General features: G+C 42.6%; 19 protein-coding genes. 10 read left to right on the top strand and 9 right to left on the bottom strand.

The genetic code is table 11. The features are described 5' to 3' along the window. Positions 1-51 precede the first annotated feature (51 nt). From ACTWQL_RS18200 to ACTWQL_RS18185, 4 genes are all read left to right on the top strand, one after another. Positions 52-222, top strand: a complete 171-nt coding sequence (locus ACTWQL_RS18200) for a hypothetical protein (protein ID WP_443143854.1) — start codon at positions 52-54, stop codon at positions 220-222. Positions 223-406: 184 nt separating this feature from the next. Continuing rightward, positions 407-1096, top strand: a complete 690-nt coding sequence (locus tag ACTWQL_RS18195) for a hypothetical protein (protein WP_443143853.1) — start codon at positions 407-409, stop codon at positions 1094-1096. A gap of 199 nt (positions 1097-1295) precedes the next feature. After that, a complete protein-coding gene (locus ACTWQL_RS18190; protein WP_443143852.1) occupies positions 1296-1445 on the top strand; it encodes a hypothetical protein in 150 nt (49 codons plus the stop codon). Between the two features lie 175 nt (positions 1446-1620). Beyond that, positions 1621-2202: a GNAT family N-acetyltransferase gene (locus tag ACTWQL_RS18185; protein ID WP_443143851.1), complete on the top strand. Its 582-nt coding sequence runs from the start codon at positions 1621-1623 to the stop codon at positions 2200-2202. Positions 2203-2207: 5 nt separating this feature from the next. On the opposite strand, the gene ACTWQL_RS18180 is transcribed toward ACTWQL_RS18185, so the two are convergent. Further along, a complete protein-coding gene (locus tag ACTWQL_RS18180; protein ID WP_443143850.1) occupies positions 2208-2594 on the bottom strand; it encodes a hypothetical protein in 387 nt (128 codons plus the stop codon). A 214-nt stretch (positions 2595-2808) separates the two neighbouring features. On the opposite strand from ACTWQL_RS18180, the gene hpaB reads away from it, so the two are divergent. Both hpaB and ACTWQL_RS18170 read left to right on the top strand, forming a co-directional pair. After that, positions 2809-4263, top strand: coding sequence for a 4-hydroxyphenylacetate 3-monooxygenase, oxygenase component (gene hpaB / locus ACTWQL_RS18175; RefSeq protein ID WP_443143849.1), 1455 nt, complete (start codon positions 2809-2811; stop codon positions 4261-4263). 209 nt (positions 4264-4472) lie between these two features. Then, the gene (locus ACTWQL_RS18170; protein WP_443143848.1) at positions 4473-4634 is read left to right on the top strand and encodes a hypothetical protein; all 162 of its coding nucleotides are present in this window, start codon (positions 4473-4475) and stop codon (positions 4632-4634) included. A gap of 440 nt (positions 4635-5074) precedes the next feature. On the opposite strand, the gene ACTWQL_RS18165 is transcribed toward ACTWQL_RS18170, so the two are convergent. The 3 genes from ACTWQL_RS18165 to ACTWQL_RS18155 are packed head-to-tail and all read right to left on the bottom strand — an operon-like array spanning position 5075 to position 7322. Beyond that, positions 5075-5629: a histidine phosphatase family protein gene (locus ACTWQL_RS18165; RefSeq protein WP_443143847.1), complete on the bottom strand. Its 555-nt coding sequence runs from the start codon at positions 5627-5629 to the stop codon at positions 5075-5077. Between the two features lie 13 nt (positions 5630-5642). After that, entirely contained in the window at positions 5643-6410 is a 768-nt protein-coding gene (locus ACTWQL_RS18160) for an SDR family oxidoreductase (protein ID WP_443143846.1), read from the bottom strand. A gap of 12 nt (positions 6411-6422) precedes the next feature. Beyond that, the gene (locus tag ACTWQL_RS18155; protein ID WP_443143845.1) at positions 6423-7322 is read right to left on the bottom strand and encodes an EamA family transporter; all 900 of its coding nucleotides are present in this window, start codon (positions 7320-7322) and stop codon (positions 6423-6425) included. A 421-nt stretch (positions 7323-7743) separates the two neighbouring features. On the opposite strand from ACTWQL_RS18155, the gene ACTWQL_RS18150 reads away from it, so the two are divergent. The 3 genes from ACTWQL_RS18150 (at position 7744) to ACTWQL_RS18140 (ending at position 11215) form a co-directional block, all read left to right on the top strand. Continuing rightward, positions 7744-9375 carry a sodium:solute symporter family protein gene (locus tag ACTWQL_RS18150; protein ID WP_443143844.1) on the top strand — a complete coding sequence of 544 codons (1632 nt, stop codon included), beginning with the start codon at positions 7744-7746 and terminating at the stop codon, positions 9373-9375. 188 nt (positions 9376-9563) lie between these two features. Then, on the top strand, positions 9564-10478 hold the full coding sequence (locus tag ACTWQL_RS18145; protein WP_443143843.1) for an ABC transporter ATP-binding protein: 915 nt from the start codon (positions 9564-9566) through the stop codon (positions 10476-10478). Then, on the top strand, positions 10475-11215 hold the full coding sequence (locus tag ACTWQL_RS18140; protein ID WP_443143842.1) for an ABC transporter permease: 741 nt from the start codon (positions 10475-10477) through the stop codon (positions 11213-11215). The genes ACTWQL_RS18145 and ACTWQL_RS18140 overlap by 4 nt, the downstream gene beginning before the upstream one ends. Before the next feature lie 107 nt (positions 11216-11322). Here the strand turns inward: ACTWQL_RS18140 and ACTWQL_RS18135 are convergent, their stop codons facing one another. Then, positions 11323-13443 carry an AAA family ATPase gene (locus ACTWQL_RS18135; protein WP_443143841.1) on the bottom strand — a complete coding sequence of 707 codons (2121 nt, stop codon included), beginning with the start codon at positions 13441-13443 and terminating at the stop codon, positions 11323-11325. 268 nt (positions 13444-13711) lie between these two features. Here ACTWQL_RS18135 and ACTWQL_RS18130 point away from each other — a divergent pair, with 268 nt between their 5' ends. Continuing rightward, entirely contained in the window at positions 13712-14260 is a 549-nt protein-coding gene (locus tag ACTWQL_RS18130) for a flavodoxin family protein (protein ID WP_443143840.1), read from the top strand. Between the two features lie 289 nt (positions 14261-14549). On the opposite strand, the gene ACTWQL_RS18125 is transcribed toward ACTWQL_RS18130, so the two are convergent. The 4 genes from ACTWQL_RS18125 to ACTWQL_RS18110 all read right to left on the bottom strand — a co-directional run bounded on the left by ACTWQL_RS18125 (position 14550) and on the right by ACTWQL_RS18110 (position 16913). Continuing rightward, positions 14550-14705 (bottom strand): hypothetical protein, encoded by a 156-nt coding sequence (locus ACTWQL_RS18125; protein WP_443143839.1) that lies wholly within the window; start codon positions 14703-14705, stop codon positions 14550-14552. A 69-nt stretch (positions 14706-14774) separates the two neighbouring features. Next, positions 14775-15533 (bottom strand): oxygen-insensitive NADPH nitroreductase, encoded by a 759-nt coding sequence (gene nfsA / locus ACTWQL_RS18120; protein ID WP_443143838.1) that lies wholly within the window; start codon positions 15531-15533, stop codon positions 14775-14777. A gap of 272 nt (positions 15534-15805) precedes the next feature. After that, positions 15806-16210, bottom strand: a complete 405-nt coding sequence (locus ACTWQL_RS18115) for a disulfide oxidoreductase (RefSeq protein WP_443143837.1) — start codon at positions 16208-16210, stop codon at positions 15806-15808. Next, a complete protein-coding gene (locus ACTWQL_RS18110; protein ID WP_443143836.1) occupies positions 16203-16913 on the bottom strand; it encodes a DsbA family protein in 711 nt (236 codons plus the stop codon). The genes ACTWQL_RS18115 and ACTWQL_RS18110 overlap by 8 nt, the downstream gene beginning before the upstream one ends. Position 16914 lies beyond the last annotated feature (1 nt).

The following is a 16914-nucleotide window of genomic DNA, read 5'->3' as shown; positions in this document are numbered from 1 at the left end:
TGTGCTCCTGCGTCTACAAGAAAGTCCTGTCGAAGTGAGATTCCTCGTCGCATGCCTTGCGAGGAGATTATTCAGGTAGTAGGCACGCTGATCCCGCAGGACAAGGAAAGCTTCGGCAGCGTTACATTGCACGAAGAAAATGCGATTTTCATTTTCGAGGAGTCTCGCACCTTGCTCTCCAATCAACTTGCTCAAGATGTTTTTTTAAAAATGACTCAATAGCAACAATCTTTTAGAAAAGAGCCTTTTTTAATAAGTCAATTATGTAAAGTCTCACAAAATATGAATGGTTTTTACATAGTAGCAAATACTTAAAGAAAACTTGGCTCAGACAAGCCTTAGCTGGATGAGCCTTATATTGAAGAATTTTTATTCTTTCTTTAAATCTAAAAGGAGTGAAGGAGTTATGAAACTAAAGAAGTTTGGGCTTGCTTTAATAGGAATAGCTTTTTTGGGAATGGTTTTACCCCAATATGCAGACGCATCTAATATGGATATTGAGGGGACTGTCACGATGACGTCATCCGAAGAGGTTAAAGAGGATGACGGTCATAAAGGGCGACTAAGCCTTGCACCAGCGACACATCATAAGTTTGATAAGAAAGAGATCCGTTCACTTTTGGAAAAAGGTCATTCGAAAGAAAATGTCTTCCAAGCAGCACAAATCGCAAAGCTCTCTGAAAAGTCGATTGAGGAAGTTCTGAATCACTATAACCGCTCTAAATCATGGGAGAAAACGGCTGAGCATTACGGAGTCAGTCCTGAAAAGTTAGCTGAACAAAAAGCCAAATGGAAAGCACATAAAAAGAAATTCCAACAGCACAAAGGTGAGATTCTCAGTTATGTCGCTGATTATTCCAATAAGGATGTAGCTGAACTGAAAGGTTACTTGAAGCAAGATATCCGTATGCCACAGCTCGTAAAAGCCGCAATCGTAGCAAAACTGAGCAATAAAGATTTGAAAGAAGTCATCAAGTATAAAAAAGAAGGTCATTCAAGAGAAGAAATGATGAAACATTTCAATGTCAGCGATGCGCAAATGCATGCTGAGATGATAAAAGTGTGGTCAGATATAAAGTCGATCATGAAGAAATAACTCTAAGGGAGATGGGCTGATTTCGGGTCCATCTTTTTTAATTTGGCTGTTTTCGCAAACTTTGTTGCACTTGCACTTAAAGAAAGTATAAAATACTTTCTTCAGTATAAGGGCAACTAAGGCTCGACCTACAAAAGGCTTGGTCTCGCCAAGTTTTCTTTAAAAGTCGTTGATTTCCGCTCCAGGATGCTCGCTTTCCGTGGGGCGTGTGGTGAACCCACAGGACAAGGAAAGCTTCGGCAGCGTTATATCGCATGAAGAAAATGCGATTTTCATTTTCGAGGAGTCTCGCACCTTGCTCTCCAATCAACTTGCACAAGGGGGTTTTTTAAAAATGGCTTTTAGATAAGAGCCTTTAATTTAGACAATTTAAATGATTAGTTCCATCATGTTCGGACATCCTTTCCCGTTTTACTCCTCTCCCTGTCCGAACTCCTTCTATAAAGATTCAACCTTAATTAAAGGACTTTCTTTTCTTTGATGGAATATAGAAAAACAGTCAGAAAAGAAGGAGCTAATGACCAATGTGGATCCAACCTGTAACGCTGGAAGGCACCCGTGTCAAGATCCGTCCGATGGAAATGAAAGATATCGATGAGTTATATGAAGCAGCGCAGTATGAAGGGATTTGGGACTACATGCCAATGGAAATCACAACTCCTTCGGAAATGAAGAAGCTTGTCCAGCAAGCTTTAACAGCAAAAAAAAAAGGTACTGAGTTCCCTTTTGTCATCTATGACCATGTACAACAAAAGCTTGTCGGAAGCACACGTTTCCTGGATATTTCGGAAAAAGATAAACATCTTGAAATCGGCTGGACATGGCTGACTCCATCCGTTTGGCGTTCATCTGTGAATACCGAATGCAAATATCTGTTGTTGCGTCATTGTTTTGAAGAACTGGAGACGATACGGGTACAACTGAAAACGGACGGTCGAAATAAACGTTCCCAGGCTGCGATCGAGCGGATCGGTGGGGTTCGAGAGGGAGTCCTTCGAAAGAGCCGGATGACCTATACAGGATATGTACGGGATACTGTCTATTTCAGCATTCTTGAATCAGAATGGCCGAATGTGAAAAAGAAACTTGAAGAGAAGCTCCATTGACAATTCTATTGCTTCTCTTTACTTTTTTTCAAATACCTTATCAAATCATCTAATTCATAAGTTTTGTATTCAAGCTCTCGGGTGTTGAATACGAGGTAAGCTGGTGCAGACTCGATTTCGAGCCCAGGGTGGTCGAGTTGCGCATCCTCTAAAGAATCCACTTTCTGCATACTAGCCGAGGAATAATGGAGCCCCTTCTCCCGCAACATTTCCATTTTGAAATCAGAATCACCGACTACAAATAAGGATAATTGGTTTTCATCCTCCGCTAAAAAAGGAGGTCCGAACGCCGGTGGTCCATCCTCGGGTAAATCCATCTGTGTACTCCAGAATATAAGGAAGACTGAAATGACAACGCCAAAGGTTATCAACTTTTGTTTGTTATTTTTCATAAAAATCCCTCCATACTTATTTACTACGATTGATATCCTCTAATAGGTCGTTTTGTTTCATAATTTTTCTTAAGTGGCTTTGTATGCCAAGAATCCCCATCAATACGACTATGGTCAGAAATATCATCATGGTCATCACCAGCTTTCTTTCGTACCCTTGCGCCCTCTTTTGCATATCGTATATGTATGATTGGTTGGCAAAGGGGTTAGATCTATGGGACTTATATCTGGTCAACAATACATCGACCGAATCAACAAATTACATCCAGAAATATGGATCGATGGGGAACAAGCAAAAGGCAAGCTTTCAGAACATCCAGCTTTGAAAGGGATCATGAAAAGTAAAGCGAACTTATATGACTTGCAATTGAAGGAAGATAAGCTTGATAAAATGTCATTCAAACTAGAAAATGGCGAACGTGCCGGTATGGCATTCTTCCCTCCTAAAACGAAAGAGGATTTGGAGAAAAGACGTCTCGCCTTCCAAGAATGGGCAAAATCCACTGGGGGGTTACTCGGGCGATCGCCGGATTACTTGAATACGATTTTGATGACTTTCAACCAAGCTGCTGAACTCTTCAAATCACAGGATCCGAAGTTTTGTGAAAACATGAGAAACCTTTATGAAAGAGCCACTCGTGAGGACCTATCCTTCACGCACACATTCGTCCATCCTCAAGTAAATCGCGGCCGTTATTATTTTGAGCTATCAGATGATCCAGTTGCAGCGCATATCAAGGAAAAGACGAAGGATGGGCTTATTATCAAGGGCGCTCGCCTGTTAGCGACACAGGGTGGATTGACCGATGAGTTGATCGTTTTCCCTCAAGGTGGTGTCGGAGAATCCTGTATGGCGAATGGGTTTTCACTGCCTGCAAATACACCTGGTTTACGGTTTATTGCTCGCGAATCGTTTGATTATGGAAAATCGAACTTCGATCATCCTTTAGGCTCACGTTTCGATGAACTCGATTCTGTCATCGTATTCGATGATGTACTCGTACCATGGGAAAACGTGTTCTTTTATGAAAGTAAACGGCTCTCGGGCGAAGTGTATTCACAAACCAGTTTCTTTCCACAGACGGTCCACCAGGTGGTCAGCCGTTGTATCGTTAAGACCGAATTCATCTTAGGAACAATCCAATTGATGATCCATACCATCAACATTGGTGATTATGATCTGGTTCAGGATAAGGTTGCAGATGTGATCATCGCTTTGGAAGCAATGAAAGCATTCGTCCTTTCATCTGAAATTCAAGCAAAACCCGATCGGTGGGGGACAATGACACCTGCTCGGGAGCCTCTTCATGCTGCATTATGTTATTATGCGAAAATTTACCCAACCTTCAGTGAAATCATCCAAAATCTTGGCGCAAGTGGTCTTGTCACGATACCGAATGAAAAAGATTTCCACTCTCCGATTCGTGGAGACCTTGATGATTATCTCCAAGCAGCAAATGCAAATGCGGAAGACCGCGTTAAAATTTTCCGCCTGGCATGGGACTTATCTATGAGTGCTTTCGGCACACGTCAATCGCTTTATGAGCAATATTTCTTCGGTGGCCCGCTAAGCCTTGCCAAACGGTTGTATGCAGGGTACTATCGGGATCCTCAAATTGAATGGGTCAAAGATTTCCTTTCGATTAAAGATATTGAGCCCGGCAGCTGAACATTCGGCTGCTTTTTTAATTCTATACTTCGTTATACTTTATTGTTTATTTTTACAGAACACTCCCTTTCCGCGGGCGAACCGCAAGTCTCCTCGCGAGTTATTTCATTCCGACTGTGTTAGTCAGGATGTTCATATTCTCTTACATGGAAAATAATACCAAGAAATAGTTCCTAATGAATGTTACAATTGGAAAAAAGGGGGATTCGATGGAAATCATTTTTCTTGTTGTAGTGGGACTGATTGTCTTTGTGATCTTCATTGTATCGATTGTCTTTATGATCGGTAATCGAATTTCATCTGCAAGTAAAGACTTGGTGTATTTGAGGAAAAAAGTAGAAGAACTGGAGAAGAAGCTGGACGGAAACTAGCTTCAGAGGTCTCTGTAATGATTTAGCGGACATGAGCGCCATTATTTGTGAAAAATGAGGCGTTTCTAGAAAATTAACGGACATAGGGGACGCTATTTGTAACAATTGAAGCAGATTTTTAATGATTTTGATTAAATAAGATCCCTGGTGTCCGCTAAAAAGTTCCACAATATAAAAGTCCACCCACTTTAACAGGTGAACTTCCAACAATGTTATCGTCTTTTATTTTCTCTTGTCATTTCAATGATGATCTTTTCGATTTCGTAGAAGTTAAACATGGAATCCGCTCCCTTTCGAGTTTGTTTTGTTACTCTTAGTTTACGGAATTCCTCTTGCTTTTTAACCCGTCAGCAGATTGGATTTCCCTCCGCCTCTGGTTTGATTTTATTCTCCGTCTATGTCCAAATGGTAGGGCTTACTTGCGGTAAACCTATTCTACCCTACTCCTTCAATAGCCTCTCCACCTTATTTAATTCTTGCTGCTCGAAAGTCACCTTATAAATATCAGGCATAATCAACTGTTTCCAAAAATCAAATCCATACTGCCGGTCAAAGTGGTTCATGATCAAGACCATTATATTTCCATGTGTTCCGATTACAACGTGTTTTCCTTCATACTTTTCTAAGAGGAAACGGAAGCTAGAAATCCCCCTTTGTTGTGCCTGTGTGTTCGATTCGCCACCTGGAAATGTAAAGGTAGTGGTCGACCATACTTTATTGATTGCCTCGTCGAAATCCTCAACAGGAGAACCGGATAATGTTCGCTCTTTCAAATTTTCGACTGTCCCCACCTCAGTACCTTTTGCTTCCGCAATTCCTTTCACACTGTCAACCGCTCTTCGGTATGGGCTCGACAGCACGACATCGACATGTACGTTTTGGAAGCACTCCGTTATTCGTTCAGCATCTTCTATTCCATGCTCAAAAAGCCCACGTCCATATTCATCAGGTGAATAAATAGAGTGAGCATGGCGAACCCAATAGATTGTTGTCAAAAAAGATCCTCCTTTACGTTGTGCGTTGAAAACCGCCTTCTGAGTGGATGACCTGACCAGTAATCCATCCTGCTTCTTCACTTGCTAAGAAGCTGATCAGCTGCGCTGCATCTTTTGGGGCTCCAATTCTTCCCATCGGAAACTTCGGCAGCAGTAATTTCTCCAATTGTTCATCTACCCAGCCTGTATCATTCGGTCCGGGATTGACAGCGTTGATTGTGATTCCTTTTTCCGCGAGATCAGGGACCAGAGTTTTTGTCAGATGTTCCACCGCACCTTTCGTAATTGCATAAGAAAGTTCGTGTCGCATCGGTTCAAGGGACTGACCAGAAGTCATTGAAATCACGCGGCCCCCTTTTCCTTTTTGATAACCTCTTGCAAAGTAGGAAGTCAATAAGGTCACTGCTTTCACATTGATTGCATAATGCAGGTCCAAGTTTTCCTCCTCGATCGAATCATAGGTATCGTTCACAGAATAACATGCATTGTTGACGAGGATATCCGGATACCCTAACGTCGTTTCAACTTGTTCCAATAAGCGAAGTATGTTAGATGCTTGCGACAAATCCATTTCAATGCGTTCACACCGTACACCTTTTCCTTCAATCTCGGCTTGAAGGCGTGCAGGTTCATCAGCAGCAATTCCCCACTCCATCTGTTGATCATAATCTGTCCAGTACGTAAAAAAGATATCGTTCCCGGACTCAGCGAGTGCCCTGCATGCTGCTGCTCCAATCCCATTCAAACGACTAGCACCTGTAACCAAAGCGATTCGATTCATGTTTGTACCCCCTCATTGAGCTAACGATTGCTTCATTCTTACCTTTTTCGATTCTTGTACGATCATCACAGCACTGAGCACCAGGAAGATTCCGAGTACTTGCCAAACCGTAAGCTGTTCATGGAAAAGCATCACGCTTACGAGTGTCGCAACGACCGGTTCAACCGTTGCCGTAATCGAAGCCCGGCTCGACTCAACGAATTGCAGACCAACCGTATAAAGCATATAGGCTAATACTGTCGATAAAAAACCGATACCAACTGCATTCAGTAGGACGCCGGGTTCTTGAAGCTCACTCGTTTTTGTCCACAATCCAGTTGTAGGTATCATCGCTGCAGAAGCAAAAATGAACGTATATGTGGTGACTGTCAGTGATGAATACTTCGCGAGTGCATATTTTCCAAAAATGCTATAAAGAGCGTAACCTAGACCAGAACCAAGACCTACAATGACACCAAAAAATGAAACTGAGCTTGATCCACCTGGTACCAATCCAATTACAAATGTACATCCGAACAATGTCATGAATAACGCGATCATCTTTCGCTTCGTAAACCATTCTTGAAATAAAAACCTTGAAAGAATCGTCACGATAGCGGGTGCGGTATATAGTAAAATGGCTGCCACTGCAATCGACGTCTCTTGTATCGCGGTGAACAGGCACCAGTTGAAGAAAACAATGCTGAATATCCCCGTTCCGATGAAATATATGCTGTCACGCATTTCCATTTTGAGTAGTCTCGGATTTTTTATAAGAACAAAAACAACGAGGATCAACGCTGCAACGATTACACGAATTGCGACCACCTGTATGGCAGTAAACCCATATTCATATAGTCCTTCAACAAATATCGCAATGAGCCCCCATAAGGCTGCACCGATTGCGATCAATACATACGCCCACTTTTTCATAGATGTCTCTCCTTACTTCAATCTCTGCATCCTCACCATTTCGATATAAGCATGAAAAGTCCTTTTTAGAAATAATTACTGATTACTTAGAGACTGCTGAACAAATAAAAAAGCTAGTAATATCAATGATAGAGTGATCTTTTTGTTCTACTATATTTTCGCGAATAACGTCTTATATGGTTAGTTGAAATACTAAGTAAGAACTGCTGAACAGCTCATTACACTTCAGGCGCTGGTTATTTGTACTAACAGTTTTAATTAGGGTGCAAGGATATTTATGAAAACTCACGAATTCCATGCACTTCAAGAACCTCCAACAAGTAAGGTTATTACTCATTGACTGAGCTTGTCTTCTGTATGTTTATCTTCCTTTTAGACAAACTATCATAAGGATCAATGACTAGTTGATGGAGGTTATATTGTGGCAAATATAACAAAGAATCGTTTTTTCAAACAGGGTATTTTTGCGATTCTTGTCGCACTTGTTTTCTTATATCTTGCACTGACTAATCCTGATATTCATTGGGGCGGCTTCATTTCCATGATCATTTTTTATGCGCTGATCTATTATATCGGTGCGTATTCGGCTGCCAAGAAATCGGACACTGTTTCCGATATGATGGTAGCGAAAAGATCGCTCCCATTATGGATCGCCATGTTCACGATGGCAGCGACATGGGTGGGAGGCGGTTACATAGCTGGTACTGCAGAGTACACCTACTCTTCCGGTATCGCCTGGGCTCAGGCACCGTGGGGGTATGCCCTCAGCTTGATCATCGGTGGTATTTTTTACGCTCGTAAAATGAGACGTTATGAATTCATGACGATGATCGATCCGCTTGAAATGCGTTTCGGTAAAAAAGTAGCTGGCGTTTTATACATTCCAGCACTATTAGGGGAAATCTTCTGGAGTGGTGCGATATTGACAGCACTTGGAACCACTTTCGGGACGATCCTTGGCCTTGATTTTAAAACATCGATCATTATTTCGGCTGCGATTGCAATTGCATACACGGTAGTTGGGGGCATGTGGTCCGTCGCATACACTGATGTCATCCAAATGAGCATCGTCATCATAGGATTATTTCTTGTCATACCTTTTGCTTTGGATAATGTCGGTGGTTTCGGTTCAGCATGGAGTATGTATACCGGAGAAATGGGTTCACTCGCGAATTTGTTCCCTCCATTGAATGGTTGGGAGCACCCGGACTGGGGCAATTACTACTGGAACTGGTGGGACTATGCTCTATTATTGATTTTCGGGGGAATCCCATGGCAAGTGTATTTCCAACGTGTGTTATCAGCTAACACACCTCGTACAGCCATGTGGTTATCGATTTCAGCTGGTTTCATTTGTATCATTGCAGCGATTCCGGCTGTGTTTATCGGTATGGCTGGATTTGCAGTAGATTGGGCAAGTATGGGGGTTTCAGAACCTGAAAATCCTGCGATGATCCTCCCTTATGTTTTACGGTACATGACACCGCCGATCATTGCTGCTATCGGACTAGGGGCTTTGGCTGCAGCAGTTATGTCATCAATGGATTCATCCATCCTTTCTGCATCATCCATGGCCTCCTGGAACGTTTATCGTCCTTTGATAAAACCAAAAGCGTCTGGCGAGGAACTTAAAAAAGTGATAAAGCGAACCATCATCCTTGTTGGTGTCGCGGCGACCATCATCGCCTTGAGTATTAAAAGTGTTTACGCGCTCTGGTACCTGGCTGCGGATCTCGTCTACGTCATCCTGTTTCCTCAGTTGACGATGGCGTTGTTTTATAAACGGGCTACCAAATACGGATCGATTGCAGGGATCATCGTCTCCTTCTTCTTAAGGATCGGCGGCGGGGAACCAATCATCGGACTGCCGAAGTTTTTACCTTATCCCTTGGTTGAAGATGGGGTTGTCCTCTTCCCATTCCGGACCCTCGCGATGGTGGCCGGATTCATTACGATCCTTATCGTATCTGAAATGACACAGAAAGCATCTCCGCCTCAACCGCTTCTCACACCAGAAGAGCGACGCAGGAAATCAGAAGGCACTGTCCAATAATGGACGGTGCTTTTTTAATGTAACTGTTTTTGGCTTATCGGTGCAAACTTGAAAAATTTCGGTGATTTCAAGTTTCCCTGTTTTTAAATCAGATACTTTGAAACCAATCACTCCTAAATCCGTAACTATAACCATACATTAGAAATTGTGGATTAAAACCGAACTGCAATTTTAGAGGAGGACGTTTCATGGAACATGTCATAACCGTAGAAAACCTATCAAAATCCTACGGAGATACCCATGCTGTACAAAATATCTCATTCGCTGTACAGAAAGGTGAAATTTTCGGGATCATCGGGCCGAATGGTGCTGGTAAAACGACAACTATTGAAATGCTAGAAGGGATTCGAAAACCGGACCAAGGATCAATCGATGTTTTAGGATTACAACCACACCGTCAATTAAGGGAATTGAACAAGCGGATCGGGGTTCAGTTCCAGGCGACTTCGATTCAGAAAAAGATGAAAGTCAGAGAAGCGCTCGACTTGTTTTCTTCCTTTTATAAAACGAACACCCAGAAGGATTACCTGATCGAACTGCTCGGTTTGAAAGAGAAGTTGAATGTACAGTTTGAAGATCTATCAGGCGGTTGGAAGCAGCGTGTCACCCTTGCCCTTGCAACTCTCCACCAACCCGAGATTCTTTTCTTGGATGAACCGAGCATGGGGCTGGATCCACATGCCAGACGCGAAATGTGGTCGATGATCAAGCTCTTGAAAGAACAAGGTTGTACCATCGTCATCACCACGCACTACATGGAAGAAGCGGAACGGCTTTGCAATCGGGTTGCGATGATTTATGGCGGTCAGTTGAAAGCCTTGAATACACCCCAAGAACTTCTTGAAGAAATGGCAGTCAATTACCTCTCCTTCCAAAGTAATGGATTGGAGTATGATCATCTTCTCTCGTTACCTGGTGTCATCCGTATTGAAAATGAACATGATACATTCAAAGTTTATAGTGAAACCCTACAGGAGACCACTTACCATATTTTCGCCCACTGCAATGAGAAGGATATTGTCATCGAAAACTTCAAGTTTGAAAAAGGGACGCTTGATGATCTCTTCGTCCACTATTTGGAGAAGGAGGACCAGCCAGCATGACAGCAATGATCAAATTAGCAAACCTAGAAACAAAGATGTTTTTCCGCGATCGTCTAAGTGTTTTTTGGACCTTTCTATTCCCTGTTTTGATGATCTGGCTGTTCGGTTCGATGTTCCAGGGGCAAGAGATGGGTGGGATGTCATTTGCGGAGCTCTATGTTCCTTCTTGGATCGGGGTCAATATCGTGACGACTTCCTTTTTCACATTAGGTACCGTACTGGCCAGTTACCGTGAAACAGGCGTACTGCGACGCTATCAATCCACCCCTCTGCAACCGTGGAAAATTTTGACCGCACATACGTTTCAGGGTACCGTCATATTCATGATATCCGCCATCCTATTGATGGTTTTCGGTATGTTGATGTATGATCTCACATTGCCGCAGTATATCGGTAGTACTTTACTTGCTTTGCTCGTGAGTATCCTGGCGTTTTTCCCATTTGCATTGTTTTTGACCTCCCTTGCAAAAAACACGCAGGCAGCTGCAGCAATCAGTTCGCTATTCCTTAACCTTATGCTATTCCTTTCCGGGGCAACCTTCCCATTGGAAATGATGCCCGAGATTTTGCAGTATGTAGCGAAAGCCCTACCGCTTTACTATACAATCCAGCTATTAAGAGGAACCTGGAATACCGCACCGATCTCAGATTATGGGCTTGAAGTAGGAGTGTTGTTGGGAATTGCAGTCGTATCTTTGTTTCTTGCATCCCGATTCTTCCGCTGGAGCGGGCAATAACGAGTAAAGAGAGCTTTGAGGAATTTGTAAATTCAGCTAAGATATTTGTAAACGGCAATATGTAATCAAAAAAAAGGAAGAGCGATTCAGCTCTTCCTTCATTATTTTTATCCTTTTTGGACAACGATTTCGTCATCGATATAATCGACTTTGATTTTTGTGATCTCTTCATCATCCAGTAGAAGATCCGCAATGCCATCTTCCACTTTTTCTTGAAGGACTCTTCGGATTGGCCGTGCACCGAATCGAGGATCGTATCCAAGGTGGACAATTTGTTTCTTCGCTTCATCTGTAACCTCGATTTTACGACCATCTTCCTTCACCATTTCACGGATATCATCCAGCATTAGATCAACAATTTGTACAAGATGTTCTTCATTCAATTCATTGAACTGGATGATCGCATCAAAGCGGTTCAAGAATTCTGGCTTGAAGTAATCCCCTAGATTTTCAAGGATGGAAATCGCTTCAGTGCCCTGGTTTTCGAAGCCGACTTTAATTTTCTTATCGCCAGTACCCGCATTACTTGTCATGATGATGACTGTATCTTTAAAGCTGATTGTGCGACCTTGGCTGTCAGTGAGTCGGCCATCTTCCATGATTTGAAGGAACATGTGCTGGACATCTGGGTGCGCTTTTTCAATCTCATCTAATAGAATTATGCTGTAAGGATTTCTTCGCACGCGCTCTGTCAGTTGTCCTGCTTCTTCATGTCCAACATATCCTGGAGGTGAACCGATCAACTTGGACACAGAATGTTTTTCCATGTACTCACTCATGTCAAGACGGAGCATGGCATCCTTCGAACCGAACAATTCTTTCGCAAGTGTCTTCGTCAATTCGGTCTTTCCTACACCCGTAGGTCCTACGAATAGGAATGAACCGATCGGACGGACTTTCGACTTCAAACCTGCACGGCTGCGTCGGATTGCTTTGGCAACCTTCTGTACCGCTTCTTCCTGTCCGATGACACTTGAACCAAGACGTTCAGCGAAGTTCTTCAACTTGTTCTGTTCTTCATCCTGAAGCTTGCGCACTGGAATACCAGTCTTTTCTTCGACGATCCATTGCACATCTTCAAGCTTGACCTCTGGTTTCTCTTCAGTTGATGTCGCTGTCTGTTCTTGCAGCTTCAACTCTTCATCGCGGAGCTTAGCGGCACGCTCATAATCTTCTTTTTGAGTCGCTTCTTCTTTTTCCTTAGCAATTTGTGCAAGCCGTTCTTCGATATCATCTGATGAAGTCGCTCCTGCGAATTTCAAGTTCATTTTTGAACCAGCTTCATCCATAAGGTCGATCGCTTTATCTGGTAAGAATCGATCCTGGATGTAACGCTGGGATAGAGTTACACATGCATTCAACGCTTCATCTGTGTAACGGATATCGTGATACTGCTCGTATTTTCCCTTCAATCCTTTTAAAATTTCGACTGCTTCATCGACATTCGGCTCCTTCACCATGACTGGTTGGAAACGACGCTCGAGTGCAGCATCCTTTTCAATTTTACGGTATTCTTTCAATGTTGTTGCGCCAACTAGTTGTAGCTCTCCTCGTGCAAGAGCCGGCTTCAGGATGTTCCCTGCATCCATGGACCCTTCAGCTGAGCCTGCTCCTACTAACAAGTGGATTTCATCTACGAAAAGGATAACGTTTTTACGTTGTTGAACTTCTGAAATCAACTGTTTCATCCGCTCTTCAAATTGACCGCGGATCCCTGTATTCGCAACAAGTGATGAAACATCCAACAGATAAACCTGCTTGTTGAGAAGCTTCTTAGGTGCATCCTGTTCAGCAATCTTCAATGCAAGACCTTCTGCGATCGCTGTCTTACCTACACCTGGCTCACCAATCAACACAGGGTTGTTTTTATTCCGACGATTCAAGATTTCGATGACTCGCTTCACTTCTTTATCCCGGCCGATAACTGGATCGATCAATCCAGCTTTAGCGGCATCTGTCAGGTTGCGACCAAGGTCATCAAGTAGACCGCCTTGACCGTTTTTAGATCCAGTACCTTGACCTGCTTGATGTTCTTTTTGTGCCATGAAATCTTCCATATTGAAGCCCATCGGACTGTGGCCGAAACCACCAAAACCGCTTGGCTGCTTCATTTCGTTTTGGATTTCTTTATAGCATGAAGGGCAGAGATGCAATTGTTTCGTTACCCCATTTATATGAAGAGTCATTCTTACATTGGCTTCGTTAACTTGACATTTTTGACAACGCATATCAATGACCTCCTTTAAAATATTTGTTTTTGATCAAAGTTGACTTTGACTATCTTTGATCTTTAATTATATTATAGTTTGACCATCTTTGACTTTCAAGTATTTTGTTTTATAAAATTTCCCCCTACTATTCAATTGGTCTCCGAGGTTAACAGATGAATCTAGAGGATGCAAAAAACTTGTTTCGATTAACGAGTACGAATGTCTCGCAATTCATTGGCCATTTAGCTATGCTGAAAAAAGCAAAGTGTTTGGGAGGTATATCTAAATGAAAATACTTGCAATTCATGGTAGTTCGAGACCCAATGGGAATACAGAACAGTTGACGAGAAAAGCCCTTGAAGGGTTAGATGTCACCCACATCCATCTAAGTGATTTCACAATCCAGCCAATTGATGATCTTCGTCATGAGCCTGGCGGTTTTCAGCCTATTGAGGATGACAACGATCATATCGTCAAATTGATGCTAGACCACGATATCCTTGTCTTTTCTACTCCTGTTTATTGGTATGGGATGTCTGGAATGATGAAGGATCTGATCGATCGTTTTTCTCAAAACATGCGAGATACAAGATATGATTTCAAAGATCGTTTAAGCAAAAAGAAAGCTTATGTAATCTGCTGTGGCGGAGATAACCCCAAGATCAAAGCATTGCCGCTCATCCAACAGTTCAACTACATCTTTGAGTTTGTGTCATTGGAGTTTGCGGGCTATATCATCGGTCAAGCGAATAAACCAGGCGAGGTGATGGAAGACAGCCAGGCATTGATGCAAGCCGGTGAACTGAATAAGTTATTGAGGGAATTTAAAAGATGACAAAAAACTTGGCTCAGCCATGACGATGGCTGAGCCTTCCGTAGAGCAAGAAGATTTTTCGCGTATTATAAATTAGTGGACATCATAGACCTTATTTGCCCCAGATTCCCCATTTTTAGAAAATTAGAGGACACCAGAGACCTTATTAGCCTAAAACTCGAAAAAATCAGGGTCGTTTCACCAAATTAGCGGAACAGTTGTCCTCTAATTTTTCAGATCACTGCTTTTTGTCACAGATAGCGGAACAACTGTCCTCTAATTCTAACTCCTTACAATGTTATCTTTGATCTTAAAATTCTTGTTCTTCTCGCTTTGGCAGATCCTCTTCCCGAAGTTTATTCGGGCCCTTCGCCATTTCTTCAGCAATTTCAAAATCCGGCAGACTTTCCTTCGGTGTTTGATTATGGTGGGTGGTCTTATCCTTTTGCTGCTTACGTTTCGTCATGTTGAAACCTCCATCTTTTTACGTTATAGAGGTAGTTTTTGCTGACTCTTAATTACGTATACTCAGGGATTATTTCAAAGGGATTTTAACGCTCTTCAAAAATTCCTTCATGTACATTCTCACCGGCTTCGTCATTTTACCTGCGATGATTTCTGTCCAGGTATGTGTTCGTTTACCCTGGGTACGCTCGCGATAATAAGCGGAAATATCTTCATTGTATGAAGCAAGTTGTTTTTTGAACAGTTCATCATCATGTTGGTATTCATCTACGTGATACACGTTCTCCATCGGCAGGCGTTGCTTTTTTCCAGGATCCTGATCAGGCACCCCGACACAAAGTCCAAACAAAGGTATGACTCTGTCCGGTGTGTTCAATACTTTAACCACTTCATCCAGGCGGTTACGGAGACCACCGATGTAACAGATGCCGAGCCCCATCGATTCTGCGGCAAGAACAGCATTTTGGGCTGCGAGGGTTGCGTCAATCGTACCAACCATGAATTTTTCGGTAGATTCGACTGTTTCTTCAATATCTTTTTCCGAGAGCCCTTCCATCTCGACAGCCAGTTTATGACGATGCAGGTCTGCACAAAACACGAAGAAGTGGCCATTTTTTTCGACGTATTCTTGATCCCCAGCCAGCTCTGCAAGTTTCTTTTTCTTAGCAGGATCCTTAACGCCGATGATCGAATAGACCTGCAGATAACTTGAGGTTGCTGCCGCTTGTGCGCTTTGGACGATGAGAGAGATTTGTTCATCAGTCAACGGTTCATCTTTAAATGCACGGATGCTTCGATGATTCAATATCGTGTTGATTGTTTCATTCATTACATTCACCCTAACTTCGATAATTGATAACTATCTATATGGTATCCAACCGTCATGCCTTGAACAAACATTCTGACTTAAAGAATACTTGGCAAAGCCAAGCATTAGCGCAGGCTGAGCCTTAGTTGCCCTTCTATTGAAGAAAGTATTTATACTTTCTTTAAATGTGAAAAAATTTTCCGAGAACAAGGTCCATTTCTGCGAAAGCCATGATGTATAAAAATATAAAGCCATAAGAAAAGAGAGCCATCAAGAACGGCTCTCCTCATCGTTTAATTCTTTTTCAGCATTGTGATCATGATGACTGATATCGATAAGAAAGCAATCAACGCAAGGAACGGAATCGTGATGAATCCAAGCCAGTTGATATACACTCCAGAGCACGGAACGCCCTCTGTACAAGCAACAGCCTGGGTAAACCATTCTGTTTTTTGATGTAGATAATGGAATGTTGATACACCTGCACCGATGACGCTGAATGGCAGGACATAATATGGAAGTTTCTTATCCTCAATGTACCATCCAATTCCGAGGATGATCGCTAATGGATACATCAGAATCCTTTGATACCAGCAAAATTCACACGGGACGAATCCAGCTATTTCACTGAAATAGAGGCTGCCAAGAAATGCTGTCAAAGAAATGATCCAGGCGATCCCGACTCGTTTGTTACTCATTTGCTTCTTCCAAAGCCTTTTCAATTGCTGGCTTTATTCCATTTTCGTAATCTAGATCGACCATTTTTCCATTCACGAGGATCGTAGGAGTGCTTTCGACTGCACTGCTTTCTTGTCGATCCTGTTCTACTTTTTCACGGATAGCTTGGTCTTCCATATCCGTCTTCAACTGTTCAATATCGATGTCTTTCATATTCTTTTCCACCAAACTGACGAGAAATTCCTCACTTGCCCATGCCTCGTTCGGATCTCCTTGATTCTCAAGAACAAGATCATAATACTCCATGTACGCATCCGGCTTTTGAGCAAAGAGGGCTTCACCAACTAAGGCCGCAGTAGAGGAATCCGCTCCCATGAACGGTTTATTGATGAATGTCATTTGTGCTTTTCCTGTATCAATGTAATCCGCTTTGATTTGCGGATACACCTGTTCAGCGAACTCTGCACAGTGCGGGCATTTGAAATCGAAGAACTCGACCATCTTGACTGGAGCATCCTCTTCCCCAACAGTAGGCTGCCCTTCATAGGTGACTTCAATTTCTTGATTATTTCCATCGCTTCCAGTCTCTGGCTGTTTTCCTTCCTGGTTACTGATGATAATCAACAGTGCAGCCACGATTACGAAGATACTGGCAATAACGATGATGAATCCTTTGTTGCTACTTTTAGGCGGCTTGTATACTGATTTCTTTTTCTTAGCCATT

Origin of the sequence: Pseudalkalibacillus sp. R45, from assembly GCF_052246725.1 — a bacterium.
Lineage (GTDB): Bacteria > Bacillota > Bacilli > Bacillales > Fictibacillaceae > Pseudalkalibacillus.
This window is presented reverse-complemented; position numbering and strand designations above follow the sequence as displayed.